Raw genomic sequence first — 13,827 nt, 5'->3', positions numbered from 1 at the left:
TACAGTCCGGATTTGAACCCGATTGAGCAGGTCTTCTCACAGATCAAAGCACATTTGCGCAAAGCCGAAGCCCGGACCGTCGAGGCGCTCTGGCGGGCCATCGGCGACATCTGTGATCTCGTCGAGCCCGAGGCATGCCGTAACTACTTCACCGCAGCCGGATACGGATTCGTCTGAATGACCGGTGCTCTAGAGCAGCGTAGCGGCTGCCGCCATCCGCCTCTCACCGCTGAGACTCGCGCCTATGTCCCGCGCGGCTTGGCCCGCCGCGTCGGCGGTGCGGTGAGCGGATCCTCCGGCCAGGGATGCTTCGGGTATTGCCCACGCATGTCGGCCCGCACCGCCGCCCAGGAGCCGCGCCAGAACCCAGGCAGGTCGCGGGTGATCTGAATCGGACGCCGGGCCGGCGACAGCAGGTGCAGGATGAGTGGCACGCGCCCGGCCGCAATGGTCGGGTGCCGGTCGAGCCCGAATAGCTCCTGCACCCGCACAGCGAGAACAGGCCCTTCTTCCGCCCCGTAATCGATCGGGACCTGCGATCCGGTCGGCGCTTCGATATGGGTCGGCGCCTCGGCATCGAGGCGCCGCTGCAGATTCCAGGGCAGCAGCGTGCGCAGAGCCTCGCTCAGCAGATCGGGACCGATGTCGTTCAGGCCGCTTCTTCCCACGAGATGAGGCGCCAGCCATTCTCCGGCCGTCCGGACCAAAGCCTCATCGGACAGATCCGGCCATTCCTCGCCCTCTGCCTTGCGCAGGAACATCACGCGCTCGCGCCATTGCGCCAGCGCCTTCGACCACGGCAGGGGATCGAGGCCCAATGCGACGAGACCTTCGGCAAGCGTGCGCGCCGCCTCCTCGGTTGCCGGGACTTTCAAGGGGCGTTCGTTCAGGAGCAAGGCACCGAGGCGACGAACTCCACGCGCCCGCAGAGCCTTTGCCTGCCGGTCGAAGGCGATTTCATCTCGCTGCTCGATTGTCTCACCGAACAGGCGCTCGATCTCGTCCGATGACATGGAGGCGGCGGCCAGAATGCGTGCCGAGGCGGCTCCGCCTGCGATCTCGGCGATGGCGAGGTAAGGCTCCTTCGCCAGCCGCTCATGCGCTTCGAGCACGGCACCGCGCCCATTGGCCATGAGATACTCGCCCGCCTTGCCACGAGCCTTCGCGAGCCTATCGGGATAGGCGAGCGTCAGCAGCGCGCCGATGGAATGCGGCTCGCTGGTGGATGCATGCGCGCCGCCCTTGGCCCATCCCTCCGCCATGCGCCGCATGTCTTGGGCCCTGCCGGACCGGTCGCGGCGGAAGCGCTCGACGCGCTCGACGAGATCCACCGCATCGCCACCCAGCCCGCGCTCGACGAGGACGGCCGCGAGATCTGCGGCATCGCGGGCTTGCCCGCTTTCACCGGCCGCCAGCACCATGCGGGCCAGACGCGGCGGCAAGGGCAGGTCGCGCAGGCGGTGGCCTGTTTCCGTGATGCGTCCCTCATTGTCGAGCGCCCCGAGCTGCTGCAGCAGTGTTCTCGCTTCCTTCAGCGCCGGCGCGGGCGGTGGATCGAGGAAGGCGAGCGACGCCGGATCGGTGACGCCCCAGGCGGCGCAATCGAGCAGCAGGGGCGCCAGATCGGCCGAAAGAATCTCCGGCCGTCCGAACGGCTCGAGCGCGCCCGTTGCGGCCTCCTCCCAGAGCCGATAGCACACGCCGGGCTCGGTGCGACCGGCACGGCCCCGGCGCTGATCGGCAGCGGCGCGGGAAACGCGCACGGTTTCGAGGCGCGTCAGGCCGATATTCGGTTCGTAGACGGGCACGCGGGCAAGCCCTGAATCGATGACGACACGCACACCCTCGATGGTGAGCGACGTCTCGGCGATCGAGGTGGCGAGCACCACCTTGCGGCGCCCGGGTCTCGCAGGGCTCACCGCGAGATCCTGCTCGCCCCGTTCCAGGGCGCCATAGAGCGGCGCGATATCGACCGCAGGATCGCTGATGCGCTCACGCAAATGGGTCTCGACCCGGCGGATTTCCCCCTGGCCCGGCAGGAAGACCAGGAGAGAGCCGCCTTCGGCCCGCAGGGCGCGGGTGACCGCGTCGGCCACCTGCTCTTCGATGCGCCTGTTAGGATCGCGCCCGAGATAGCGCGTCTCGACCGGATAGGCACGGCCCTCCGACTCGATGACGGGCGCTTCGCCCAGGAGCCGGGCCACTCGCGCACCGTCCAGGGTGGCGGACATAACCAGGAGGCGAAGATCCTCCCTCAAGCCGCCCTGCGCATCGAGAGCGAGGGCGAGGCCCAAATCCGCATCGAGGGAGCGCTCATGGAACTCGTCGAAGAGAACGGCCGCGACGCCGTCGAGCGACGGGTCGTCCAGGATCATGCGGGCGAAGACGCCCTCGGTCACCACCTCGATCCGCGTCCTGCGGCTGATCCTGGACCCGAGGCGGACGCGCAAGCCTATCGTCTCTCCTACCGCCTCGCCGAGCGTCTGCGCCATGCGCGCCGCCGCCGCCCGCGCGGCCAAGCGCCGGGGCTCCAGCACAATGATCTTTCCACCATTCACCCAGGGCTCGTCGAGCACCACCAGGGGCACGCGCGTGGTCTTGCCCGCGCCCGGAGGGGCGACGAGCACCGCGTTGGGTCGCGCGCGAAGGCTCGCCGTCAGAACATCGAGAACGGCGTCGATGGGAAGGGAGGTGTCGAAAACCCGCATGCCGCCTGATGGCTCAAGCGAGCCGGGAGAGCAAGTGCACTCGCTTGTCATTCCCGACCTATGACCGCCCAGGATGACACCCCTAACGTCATGGCCGGGCTTGTCTCGGCCATCCCGATGCTGTGGAGCGCGGCGCTTTTCCGATCGGGATCACCGGCACAAGGCCGGTGATAACGTGAGAGTAACATCACACTGGAAAGCCATATCCCCGCAGTTCCGCCCCGAGATCGATGGGTTCGACGCAGTGGATCGCGTGCATGCCCACGGCGCGGGCGGCTTCCACATTGGCCTTGGAATCGTCGATGAACACGCAATCCTCGGCCACAAGCCCATAACGGTCGAGCAGGAGGTGGTAAATGGCAGGATCGGGTTTCAGGAGCCGCTCGTCACCGGACACGATGATGCCATCGAACCCCGCCAGGAACGCAAATCGCTCCTTTGCCAGAGCGAATTTGGGGCCGGAGAAATTCGTGATGCAGTAATTCGGCACGCCTTCCTCCCTCAGCCGAAGCAGCAGGGCCACGTGATCCTCGAAGACGCCGGATACGGTCTCGTCCCAGCGCTCATGGAAGGCCCGGATCTGCGTCTCATGCTTCGGGTGATCCTTGACCAGAAGAGCCACCGCCTCGTCCCAGTCGCGCCCCCGGTCCTGCTCCACGTTCCAGTCATGGGTGCAGACATGAGCGAGGAACCACTCCATCTGCTCCTCGTCGTCGAAGATGCGGCGATAGAGATTGCGCGGGTCCCAGCGCAGCAGAACGTTGCCGATATCGAACACGACGGTTGTAGGCTGCCCCATGGTCAAGATACGTCCTTCGATTCTCTTCAGTGATGTTTAGCCTTCCAAGGGCATCCGCACCACTCCCAGAATTGACGGGCAGCCCCCGAAATCCGGGCGGCCCGACAGGCCTGAACGTGAACCGGGGCTGCCACTTGGCCGTGGGAGAGGCGAACTCCCTCCATGACTATGCACGGAGGGAGACAAGCGGACTTCATCCGCCGATATTGTAGGCAGCGAGCGCCGCCATGTTGACGATGTCGCTGTCGGTCGCCCCGAGAGAGACGATCTGCACCGGCTTGTCGAGGCCCACCACGAGCGGCCCCAGCACCATCGCGCCGCCGAGCTCCTGCAGCAGCTTGGTCGAAATCGACGCCGAGTGAAACGCCGGCATGACGAGCACGTTCGCCGGCTCGGTCAGCCGGCTGAAGGGATACTGCGCCATCACGTCTCGGTTGAGCGCGACGTCCGCCGACATCTCGCCGTCGTACTCGAAATCGACGCGCATCCCATCAAGGATCTCGACCGCCTCCTGGATCTTCTCAGCGCGCTCCGCCTTCGGGTGACCGAAAGTCGAGAAGGACAGGAGCGCCACACGCGGCTCGTAGCCGAGGCGGCGTGCGACGCCGGCGGATTCCATGGCGATTTCGGCAAGCTCCTGCGCACTCGGCATCTCATGAATGGCCGTGTCCGCCACGAGAACCGTGCGGCCGCGCGCAAGACACAGAGAGACGCCGATCACGCGATGCCCAGGCTTCGCGTCGATCACGTGCCTCACGTCGGCAAGAGCCGTCGAATAGTTGCGCGTCGCGCCCGTCACCATGGCATCCGCATCGCCCAGAGCCACCATGGAGGCGGCAAAATGATTGCGGTCCTGGTTGATCATGCGCTGGCAGTCGCGGAACAGATACCCCTTGCGCTGCAGGCGCTCATAGAGGAATTGCGCATAGGTCGCGTTGCGGTGCGACAGGCGTGCGTTGTGGATCTCGATGCCTTCGCGGCCTTCGAGCTCGATCCCCGCCTGAGTGGCGGTTTCCTGGATCCGATCCTCGCGGCCGACGAGAATGGCCTTGCCGAGCCCCTGGTTGACGAAGGATAGGGCGGCGCGGATCACCTGCTCCTCCTCGCCTTCCGCGAATACGACGCGCTTCGGGAACTTGCGCACGCGCTCGAAGATGCGGTTGAGCGTGCCGGCCACCGGATCGCGCCGCGCCGAGAGCTGCGCCTTGTAGAAGCGCATGTCCACGATGGGGCGGCGTGCGACTTCCGTCTCCATGGCGGCCTTCGCGACTGCCATGGGGATCGTGTGGATCAGACGCGGATCGAAGGGCACGGGGATGATGTATTCCCGCCCGAAGCGCGGACGGGAGCCCTGATAGGCTGCGGCCACCTCGTCGGGGACATCCTCGCGGGCGAGTTCCGCCAGCGCCTGGGCGGCCGCGATCTTCATTTCCATGTTGATCGTCGTCGCCTGAACGTCGAGCGCACCGCGGAAGATGTAGGGGAAGCCGAGAACGTTGTTGACCTGGTTCGGATAATCCGAGCGCCCCGTGGCGATGATCACGTCGTCGCGGATCCGGGCGACCTCCTCAGGGGTGATTTCCGGGTCGGGATTGGCCATGGCGAAGATGATCGGATTGGGCGCCATGGAGCGGATCATCTCGTCCGTGAACGCTCCCTTGGCCGAGAGGCCGAAGACCGCATCGGCACCGTTCAGGGCATCTGCCAGGGTGCGGGCGTCCGTCTCGGCGGCATGGGCCGATTTCCACTGGTTCATGCCCTCGGTCCGGCCCTTGTAGATCACGCCTTTGGTGTCGCAGAGGATGACGTTGTTGGGCGCAAAGCCCATCGCCTTGAGAAGTTCGGTGCAGGCGATGCCGGCGGCACCCGCGCCGTTCACCACGAGCCTGGTCTTCGCCATGTCGCGATCGGTCAGATGCAAGGCGTTGATCAGGCCTGCCGCCGCGATGATCGCCGTGCCGTGCTGGTCGTCGTGAAACACGGGAATATCCATCAGTTCCCGCAGTCGCTCCTCGATGATGAAGCATTCCGGCGCCTTGATGTCCTCCAGGTTGATGCCCCCGAAGGATGGGCCGAGATAGCGCACGCAGTTGATGAAGGCGTCCGCATCCTCCGTATCGACCTCGAGGTCGATCGAATCCACATCGGCGAAGCGCTTGAAGAGAACCGCCTTGCCCTCCATCACCGGCTTAGAGGCGAGTGCGCCGAGATTGCCGAGGCCGAGGATCGCAGTTCCGTTCGAGATCACCGCCACCATGTTGGAGCGGGTGGTGTAGTCGAAGGCGCAGGACGGATTGTCCGCAATCGCCAGCACCGGCACCGCGACGCCGGGTGAATAGGCCAGCGACAGATCGCGCTGGGTCGCCATGGGCTTGGTGGGGACGACCTCGAGCTTGCCGGGTCTTCCCTGAGCATGGAACTGCAGCGCCTCCTGATCGGTGAAGGTGGGGCGTTTGCGGCGGATCGGGCGCTGATCGTCGGTCATGAGATATGGTTTCTTTTTGATGCAAGGCGTTTCCAAGGGGGGATGCGACCTTAAGGCATAGGAGGCGACTTCCTCAAGACTTGTCCACATCCGCCCTTTGGACCCTATGACACGGATGAAAGGGTTCGCAGGCTTTGCTAAACAGGGGGGATGTCGTCCCAAGCCGCCTATAAGTCTCCCGAGACCGTCGATCCGAGCGCTGCACCTGCATCCACGCCCCCGCAGGACAGCCGCGTCACGCCCATGATGGCGCAGTATATCGAGATCAAGGCTGCCAATCCGGACAGCCTGCTCTTCTACCGGATGGGCGATTTCTACGAATTGTTCTTCGAGGATGCGGAGATCGCGAGCCAGTCCCTCGGCATCGTGCTGACCAAGCGCGGCAAGCACCAGGGGCAGGACATTCCCATGTGCGGCGTGCCCGTGGAGCGGGCGGACGACTATCTCCAGCGCCTCATCGGCCTCGGCCACCGGGTCGCCGTCTGCGAGCAGACCGAGGATCCAGCAGAGGCGAAGAAGCGGGGCTCCAAATCCGTCGTGCGTCGCGATGTGGTCCGCCTCGTTACCCCGGGAACGATCACCGAGGAGCGCCTGCTGGAACCCGGCCGGGCCAATTACCTGCTGGCCATTGCCCGCCGCCGCGCCTCCGATACGCAATGGTGCTACGGGCTGGCGGCCGTCGACATATCCACAGGCCATTTCGTGCTGAGCGAGACGGACGGCACGGGCCTGTCCGCCGAGATCGCCCGTTTCGAGCCGCGTGAGATCCTGGTGCCGGACGTCATCCACGACGATCCGGAACTCAGGAGCTTCTGGCAGGAGACGCGCGCCTCGATCACGCCTCTGTCCCGCGAGGGGCTCGACCCGGCCTCCGCCGAACGGCGGCTTAAGGGTTATTTCGGGGTTGCCACGCTTGATGCCTTCGGGGCCTTCAGCCCCGCCGAGATCACGGCGGCGGGAAGCGCGCTGTTCTATATCGAGAAGACGCAGATCGACAGCCGCCCGACGCTGAGCCCGCCTTCCCGCGATACCTCCGGGGCGGCGCTCGCCATCGATGCGGCGACGCGCGCCAACCTGGAGCTGACCCGCACCCTCTCCGGCGAGCGGGCGGGGAGCCTTCTCGCCACCATCGACTGCACGGTGACGCCCGGCGGCGCGCGGCTCCTCGCCGAGCGGCTCGCCGGTCCCCTCACCCATCCGGGCCAGATCCGCGACCGGCAGGATTCCGTCGCGACTCTCGTCGAGAGCAACGACCTGCGCGACCGTCTGCGCCGCATCCTCAAGCGCTCGCCCGATCTGGCGCGCGCCCTCTCCCGTCTGAGCCTCGGACGCGGCGGGCCGCGAGACTTGGCCTGCGTGCGCGACGGCCTGTTCGCCGCTCGCGAATTGGGCCTCGAACTCGCGATCGCACCGAATCTGCCAAGGGAACTGGCCGGGGCCGCGCAGGTGCTCCAGGGTCTGCGCACGGATGTGGCGGATCGCCTTGCGGCTGCCCTGGCGGACGAATTGCCGTTGCTCAAGCGCGACGGCGGTTTCATCCGTGCGGGCTTTGATCCCAGCCTCGACGAGCTGCGCGAGCTGCAGCAGGATTCGCGCCGCTTCATTGCTGCCCTTCAGGCGCGCTACGCCACCGAGACCGGCTGCCGAACCTTGCGGGTCAAGCACAATCACATGATCGGCTACTTCGTGGAGGTGCCGCAGAATGTGGGCGAGGACCTGCTGAAGGAACCGTGGAAGGACACCTTCGTCCACCGGCAGACCATGGCGGGCGCCATGCGCTTTTCGACCATGGAACTCGGGGAGCTCGAATCGAAGATCGCCTCCGCGGCCGACCGGGCGCTCAAGATCGAACTCGCCCTCTTCGACGAGATGGTGCAGGCGCTTCTCGATCTCGCCGGCGACGTGGCGGCTGCCGCCGAAGCGATCGCCATCATCGACGTGACCGCGGCCCTCGCAGATCTCGCCATGCGCCTCGAGTGGACGCGGCCTGTCGTCGACACCGGCCTCGCCTTCACCATCGAGGGCGGCCGCCACCCTGTCGTCGAGGCCGCCCTCAAGCGCGAGGGCACGCCGTTCATCGCCAACGACTCGGACCTCTCGGGCAAGGATGCGGGTCACATCCTGCTGATCACCGGCCCGAACATGGGGGGCAAGTCCACCTATCTGCGCCAGAACGCGCTGATCGTGGTGCTGGCGCAGATGGGATCCTACGTTCCGGCGAAAGAGGCCCATATCGGCATCGTCGACCGGCTCTTCTCCCGCGTCGGCGCGGCCGACGATCTGGCGCGGGGCCGCTCGACCTTCATGGTCGAGATGGTGGAAACCGCCGCCATCCTCAACCAGGCAACCGCCCGTTCGCTGGTCATTCTCGACGAGATCGGCCGCGGCACCGCCACCTTCGACGGTCTCTCCATCGCCTGGGCGGCCATCGAGCACCTGCACGAGACCAACCGCTGCCGCGCGCTGTTCGCCACCCATTTCCATGAGCTGACGGCGCTCGCCGAGCGGATGGAGCGGATTTCCAACGCGACGCTGAAGGTCACCGAATGGAATGGCGAGGTGGTGTTCCTGCATGAAGTGGTGCCCGGAGCCGCCGACCGCTCCTATGGTCTCCAGGTGGCGCGTCTTGCCGGCTTGCCGGCACCTGTCGTCGAGCGGGCGAAGACCATCCTCAGCGAGCTAGAGAAATCCGACCGCGAGGCACCCAAGCGCGCACTCCTGGACGATCTGCCCCTCTTTGCCGTTCCCGTTCGTGCCGACCCCGCACCGGCTCCGAAGCTTGATGCCTTGCGGGAAGCGCTCGATGCTCTGGATCCCGACGCGATGACGCCGAGAGAGGCGCTCGATGCGCTCTACCGGCTCAAAGCGCAGAAATAGAGAGAAGCGTCAGGAAATCTGGGAGCTACGCTCGCGAGGGGCTGCGCCGAAAGGGACGAAAGTCACCGTCCGCGCGTCATCGGTCTCGCGGGGCTGCCCGGCCATGACATAGCTCAGGGCCTCGCGGACGCCACGTTCCGTATAAGGCTTTGCGATGACACCCCAGGCTCCGGCAAAATCCTCCGGAATGCGCTTGGCATTCGCCGTCATGAACAGGACCGTGACCTGGTGTTGGGTTGCGAGATGGCGCGCCACATCGACCCCAGTCGGCCCGTCGGCCAGATGAATGTCGACGAAGGCGAGGTCGGGCTTGAGCTTCCGGCCGAGAGCGAAGGCGTCTTCGGACGAGGCCGCGATCCCCACGACCTCGTGGCCCAGATCCTGCAGCAGGCTTTCGAGTTCGAGCGCGATCAGGATCTCATCCTCGACGATGAGGATGCGCAACGGCTTCTCGCTACTCAAACTGGGTCTCCTCCGCATCGACGGGCATCACGATCTCAGCGCGTGTACCTGGCTCCCTGTCGCGCCAAGTCAACCGTCCCTTCAACTGTTGGACCAACATCATGATCAAGGTTCTTCCAAAACTTCCTTCAGGCGGAGGCGAATGATCGAGCCCCACCCCGTCGTCCTCGACGGCGATTTTCAGGCCGTTTTCCGCCCGTCCAATCTGGATTGTCAATTGTCCCCGCCGCCCATTCGGAAAAGCATGCTTAACGGCGTTGCCGATGACCTCGTTCAGGAGAAGAGCGAGTGCCGCCGCCTTGGAAGCCGGAACGTCGACAGGCTGGATATCGAGGATGAGGTCGATCTGTCCCTTGGGCAAGGCCATGATCAGTTCATCGGCAAGTTCCGAGGTGAATTCCTTCAGGTTGAAGCGGCTCACATCTCCTGCCGCGTAGAGCAGCCGATGTGCTGCCGAGAGCGCGCCGACCCGTTCGGCGACTTCCTGCAGGACCTTTCGCGCCTCCGGATTCTGAAGGCGGCGCGCTTTCAGGAGAACCAGGGAGGCGGTCATCTGGAGACTGTTCTTGACCCGATGCTCGACCTCGTGCAGGAGCACCGTCTTCTGCTCCAGCGCCGTCTGGAGGTCCTGGATCCGGCGCTCGATCTGATCCTCCGGGAATGGCTTTGTCTCGATGAGGTCCTGGTCGACCTGTTTCTTCGCGCTGACATCGTGCAGCAGCACGGTGACCGACCGGAGGTGGCCGGCCTCATCGTGGACAGGTGAGAGAGCCAGGGAACTCCAGAACGAGGATCCGTCCTTTCGGCCACACAGGAACTCGGTCTCGAAAGCCTCCCCCCGGTGCAAGGCGGCATCGACAGCGTCCAATGAAGCCGTCTCCGCGCCAGCCGCCTGAAGGAAACGCCAGCTTTGGCCGAGCACCTCGTCAGGGGAATAGCCGGTCAGGGCGAAAATGGCCTCGTTGGCGAACACGATGGGAGCCCGCGCCCGGTGCGGGTCCACGATCAGGACAGGGAGGCGCAGGGATTGGAAGGCAGCCCGGAAAGGGGCTTCCGCTAGGTCCGAAGTTCGTTCCAGAGTGACGTGGGTTTCAGCCAGCATCACGATCTCAGGACGGCGCTTGAGATCGCATGGATCAACCGTTCGCACTCGCTTGAGATGAGAATCCGCCCCATGCCAGGAATTGCCCCGTCAATGATAGAACCCTTGCGCCTGCGCGAGTTTCTCGAGATGCGTCTCGCGATACAGTGGGACTCAACGCGGCAATAGCGGCAGGGTTCCGCCGGTTCATCATCCGCATCTCTCGGCTGAATCGTTATTGCAACACTATAGCGTTTCAGCCGGCCGCGCTAACATCGCTTTTCTGCGGGAGGTTAAGCCGGATGGTCACGCGCGTTTCCACTGTTGCGTTCGAGGGAATCGAGGCGCGTGCGGTCGATGTACAGGTTCAGATCTCACTCGGCGCGGTCGCCTTCATGATCGTCGGGCTGCCCGACAAGGCGGTGGCCGAATCCCGCGAGCGGGTTCGCTCGGCCCTGATCGCCTCGGGCCTCGCCCTGCCGGCGAAGCGCATCACGGTCAACCTCGCACCCGCCGATCTGCCGAAGGAAGTCCGCATTTTAACATTATGCCAGAAGCTATTCGAGGAAACTCAAATCAGACCATGGGGTTGCTGGCTAGCGCTTTGAATATCGTATTCTAACGCGCCAGCGCTCACGGGGCGATCCAAGTGCGTTAAGTGACTGGCGAAAAGAGATATCCCTTCAGGCGCCCGACCGAACAGTCTGACCATTGCGGCCGGCTTACTAGACAGCCATCGCTCCGAGTGCCACAAGTTCGAACCCCAACAATTATAACCTTATATCGTAGAGAGAACCTGCCCCTCAGAGGGATTAACTAGCAATAGTACAACAAATCTTGAGACAATTTGCTATGTTTTCCACAGGGCTGGGAACTGTGCCACACGCTGATCCGAGTACTGTACGTTATATCACACTGCTGTGTCCGCCCCCCTATGGAATTGAACGAACAATGTTCGTTGATAACGGATGATCTAACGGGACAAGTACTCCAAGGGCGCGCCCCTTGCGTCGCCATTGTGTAACACGAGCGACATTCTCCATTCGGGCTAGCTTTTGCGGGGACCTCGTGAAATCACCCAAGGAACCAAGGTATTACGACAAAGCGGTTCCGCCCCCGATTTGGATCGCTATAGGGCGTTCTCAAAGACGAAGAGATGTTCTTATCGACGCTGGGTTGGGTCTGGATCCCAACTTGAACTTGCCGCGAGCTGGGCAGCTAATCAAACGACTGGAATCCGCCGGCATTGATCTTGCCTCCGTGACCGACGTCGTGCTTACCCACATGCACATGGACCATATCGGCGGGCTTCTCGTCGAGGGAGTGAAGGATCGGCTGCGTTCGGACCTCCGGATTCACGTGGCCGCCGCCGAGGTCAAGTTTTGGGAGGCGCCCGACTTCACCCATGTCTATATGCCGCCGGGGTTCCCAGACGCGCTCAGGGCCACCGCTAAGCGCTTTGCGGAGGAGTACCGTGGCCAACTACGGCAGTTCGATGAGAAACACGAGGTGGCGCCTGGCGTCATTGTTCATCGCACTGGCGGTCACACCCCCGGACACAGTGTGGTCCGCCTGACATCCGGCGGCGATCGGCTGACGTTTGCCGGCGATGCCGTTTTCGCGGTCGGGTTCGACCACCCTGACTGGCACAACGGTTTCGAACACGATCCAGAAGAGGCGGCCCGTGTTCGGGCCCGTCTGTTACAGGAGTTGGCAGCGACCGGCGAACTTCTGGTGGCCACCCACCTGCCGTTCCCGTCTATCGGACGAGTGGCGGTCTACGGCGACGCCTTTCGGTGGGTCCCGATATTCTGGGACTACTGACTGCATATCGGGCTAGAGGCGAAGTAAGGCGGGTGCTCATACCGCGGATGAGTTCACGCCTTACTTCAACCATTTAACATGCAAGAGACGTGAGGTGGACGCCGTTGAGGGTCTCCACTTTGGCCAAAGTGCAACGTTGGGTGAACCGAGTGAAGGTTCGCTTGGCGCGCCTTTGCAGAAATTCGGCTTACTTCCGGAACGTGCCAACAGCCGACCTCCACACGACGCATACTCCCCCACCATGGGAAGGCTGCTCGCGGCTGTGGCTCATCTGAGCTTGGTCGTCTGGATTGGCCGCCCCTTGGCGGCATAGGGCAGCACGAACATGTAGAGGCCGGTGGACAGGAGCAGGAAGAGCGGGAGCAGTGGCGAGTAGACTACCAGGGCGGGAGGCTCCCCCAGCCCCATGGCGACGAAGTTGGCGACGACAGTCAGTGTAAAGGCGATCGACAGCCAGCGGTGCCCCTGCCGAATCCAGTTGTTCCAGTTCATTGTGACTTCCTCTTGAGATGAGCCGAGCGGATCGGGCGACCCGCTCGGCTACGGCCTTCAGTCGATCCGCGCTAGGATCTGCTCCAGGTTCGCAAGGAATCCCTGCCACCCCACCTTGGCGCCCCCGTAGGCCTGCTTCTGATCCGGCCGGAAGCCCACCTGCTCCATGCGCAGGAGGGTCCCCGTGCTCGTCGGGGTCAGAGTAAAGGTCACCACGCTCCTCAGATTGAAGGCCGCATCGTCGTGCGTGAAATTCCAAGTGTAGGACAGCGCGTTGTGCGGCTCGATGGCGAGGACTTCGCAATCCAACACGCCGCCCCAGTCTCCGCGAAGATTGAAGCGGTGGCCCACGACAGGCTCGAAGTCGTTCTTCATGAGCCATTCCGCGATCAGGTGTGGCTGGGTGAGCGCGCGCCAGATCTTTTCCGGCGGATGCGAGATCTCCCGTTCGACGACAACGGAGCGCGCTTCGGTCAATGTTTCGTTCATTGGTCCATCCTTTTCAGTAGATCTTCGAGGTCGTCGAACCGGCTTTGCCAGAAGCCGGTCATTTGGCTTGTCCAGCCGATCAGCGGGGCCAAGGCTCCGGGCTGCGCGCTGTAGTGCGTCTGGCGCCCTTCGTGGCGGTCATGCACCAGCCCGGCCTGCTTCAGGACTCCGAGATGCTTTGAGACGGCCGGTTGTGAGACCTTGGCCTGCGCCGTCAGGGCCGCCACCGTCTGGTCTCCGTCGCGACACAGTCGCTCGAAGATGGCCCGTCGGGTTGGATCGGCGAGCGCTCTGAAAAGGACATCATGGGGCTGTGGCATCGCAATTCATAACTCGTCGGTTATTAATCAATTTAATAACCGACGAGTTATGAATGAGTCAAGCAGGAATGTGGAGTGACCCAATGATCGTCGTCACAGGAACCGCTAGAGCAACGGCAGTTCTGACGGAGTCCTTGGGGCTATGCGGCGCGGCGGCTTCGTGATTCACTTGTCTCAGCCCTCTTTCTGGGAGGAGATGAGCGATGACCAAGTCCTACTCGCTGGATCTGCGCCGCCGAGTGGCGCGCTTTGTCGAGGCGGGGCATTCCTGTCACGCGGCCGCCCGCCAC

At 64.0% G+C, this 13,827-nt stretch carries 9 protein-coding genes and 3 pseudogenes; 4 read left to right on the top strand and 8 right to left on the bottom strand.

What is annotated here, in order from left to right:
- Nucleotides 1–177, top strand: a pseudogene (locus KHP60_RS24025) (IS630 family transposase); the annotation flags it as partial.
- Between the two features lie 65 nt (nucleotides 178–242).
- Here KHP60_RS24025 and hrpB read toward each other — a convergent pair.
- From hrpB to KHP60_RS24010, 3 genes are all read right to left on the bottom strand, one after another.
- A complete protein-coding gene (gene hrpB / locus KHP60_RS24020; protein ID WP_213566802.1) occupies nucleotides 243–2,708 on the bottom strand; it encodes an ATP-dependent helicase HrpB in 2,466 nt (821 codons plus the stop codon).
- 187 nt (nucleotides 2,709–2,895) lie between these two features.
- Entirely contained in the window at nucleotides 2,896–3,507 is a 612-nt protein-coding gene (locus KHP60_RS24015; RefSeq protein ID WP_213566801.1) for an HAD family phosphatase, read from the bottom strand.
- A gap of 193 nt (nucleotides 3,508–3,700) precedes the next feature.
- A complete protein-coding gene (locus KHP60_RS24010; protein WP_213566800.1) occupies nucleotides 3,701–5,992 on the bottom strand; it encodes an NADP-dependent malic enzyme in 2,292 nt (763 codons plus the stop codon).
- A gap of 150 nt (nucleotides 5,993–6,142) precedes the next feature.
- Between KHP60_RS24010 and mutS the strand changes: the two genes are divergently transcribed.
- Entirely contained in the window at nucleotides 6,143–8,869 is a 2,727-nt protein-coding gene (mutS, locus tag KHP60_RS24005) for a DNA mismatch repair protein MutS (RefSeq protein WP_213566799.1), read from the top strand.
- A gap of 9 nt (nucleotides 8,870–8,878) precedes the next feature.
- On the opposite strand, the gene KHP60_RS24000 is transcribed toward mutS, so the two are convergent.
- Complete coding sequence (locus KHP60_RS24000; RefSeq protein WP_213566798.1) at nucleotides 8,879–9,349, bottom strand: response regulator; 471 nt, start codon at nucleotides 9,347–9,349, stop codon at nucleotides 8,879–8,881.
- On the bottom strand, nucleotides 9,324–10,433 hold the full coding sequence (locus tag KHP60_RS23995; protein WP_213566797.1) for a sensor histidine kinase: 1,110 nt from the start codon (nucleotides 10,431–10,433) through the stop codon (nucleotides 9,324–9,326). The genes KHP60_RS24000 and KHP60_RS23995 overlap by 26 nt, the downstream gene beginning before the upstream one ends.
- Before the next feature lie 281 nt (nucleotides 10,434–10,714).
- Between KHP60_RS23995 and KHP60_RS23990 the strand changes: the two are divergent.
- Together KHP60_RS23990 and KHP60_RS23985 are read left to right on the top strand one after the other, a co-directional pair.
- A pseudogene (locus tag KHP60_RS23990) lies at nucleotides 10,715–10,942 on the top strand (magnesium chelatase domain-containing protein); the annotation flags it as partial.
- Between the two features lie 628 nt (nucleotides 10,943–11,570).
- Nucleotides 11,571–12,236: pseudogene (locus KHP60_RS23985) on the top strand (MBL fold metallo-hydrolase); the annotation flags it as partial.
- A 267-nt stretch (nucleotides 12,237–12,503) separates the two neighbouring features.
- On the opposite strand, the gene KHP60_RS23980 reads toward KHP60_RS23985, so the two are convergent.
- The 3 genes from KHP60_RS23980 to KHP60_RS23970 are packed head-to-tail and all read right to left on the bottom strand — an operon-like array spanning nucleotide 12,504 to nucleotide 13,537.
- The gene (locus KHP60_RS23980) at nucleotides 12,504–12,728 is read right to left on the bottom strand and encodes a hypothetical protein (protein WP_213566796.1); all 225 of its coding nucleotides are present in this window, start codon (nucleotides 12,726–12,728) and stop codon (nucleotides 12,504–12,506) included.
- A gap of 57 nt (nucleotides 12,729–12,785) precedes the next feature.
- Nucleotides 12,786–13,217: an SRPBCC domain-containing protein gene (locus tag KHP60_RS23975; protein ID WP_213566795.1), complete on the bottom strand. Its 432-nt coding sequence runs from the start codon at nucleotides 13,215–13,217 to the stop codon at nucleotides 12,786–12,788.
- A complete protein-coding gene (locus KHP60_RS23970; RefSeq protein WP_213566794.1) occupies nucleotides 13,214–13,537 on the bottom strand; it encodes a helix-turn-helix transcriptional regulator in 324 nt (107 codons plus the stop codon). The genes KHP60_RS23975 and KHP60_RS23970 overlap by 4 nt, the downstream gene beginning before the upstream one ends.
- Nucleotides 13,538–13,827 lie beyond the last annotated feature (290 nt).

The sequence above is a fragment of the Microvirga sp. 3-52 genome (assembly GCF_018383585.1).
Lineage (GTDB): Bacteria > Pseudomonadota > Alphaproteobacteria > Rhizobiales > Beijerinckiaceae > Microvirga.
Note: the sequence above shows the minus strand (reverse complement) of the source record. Positions and strands in the feature narration are given on the sequence as shown.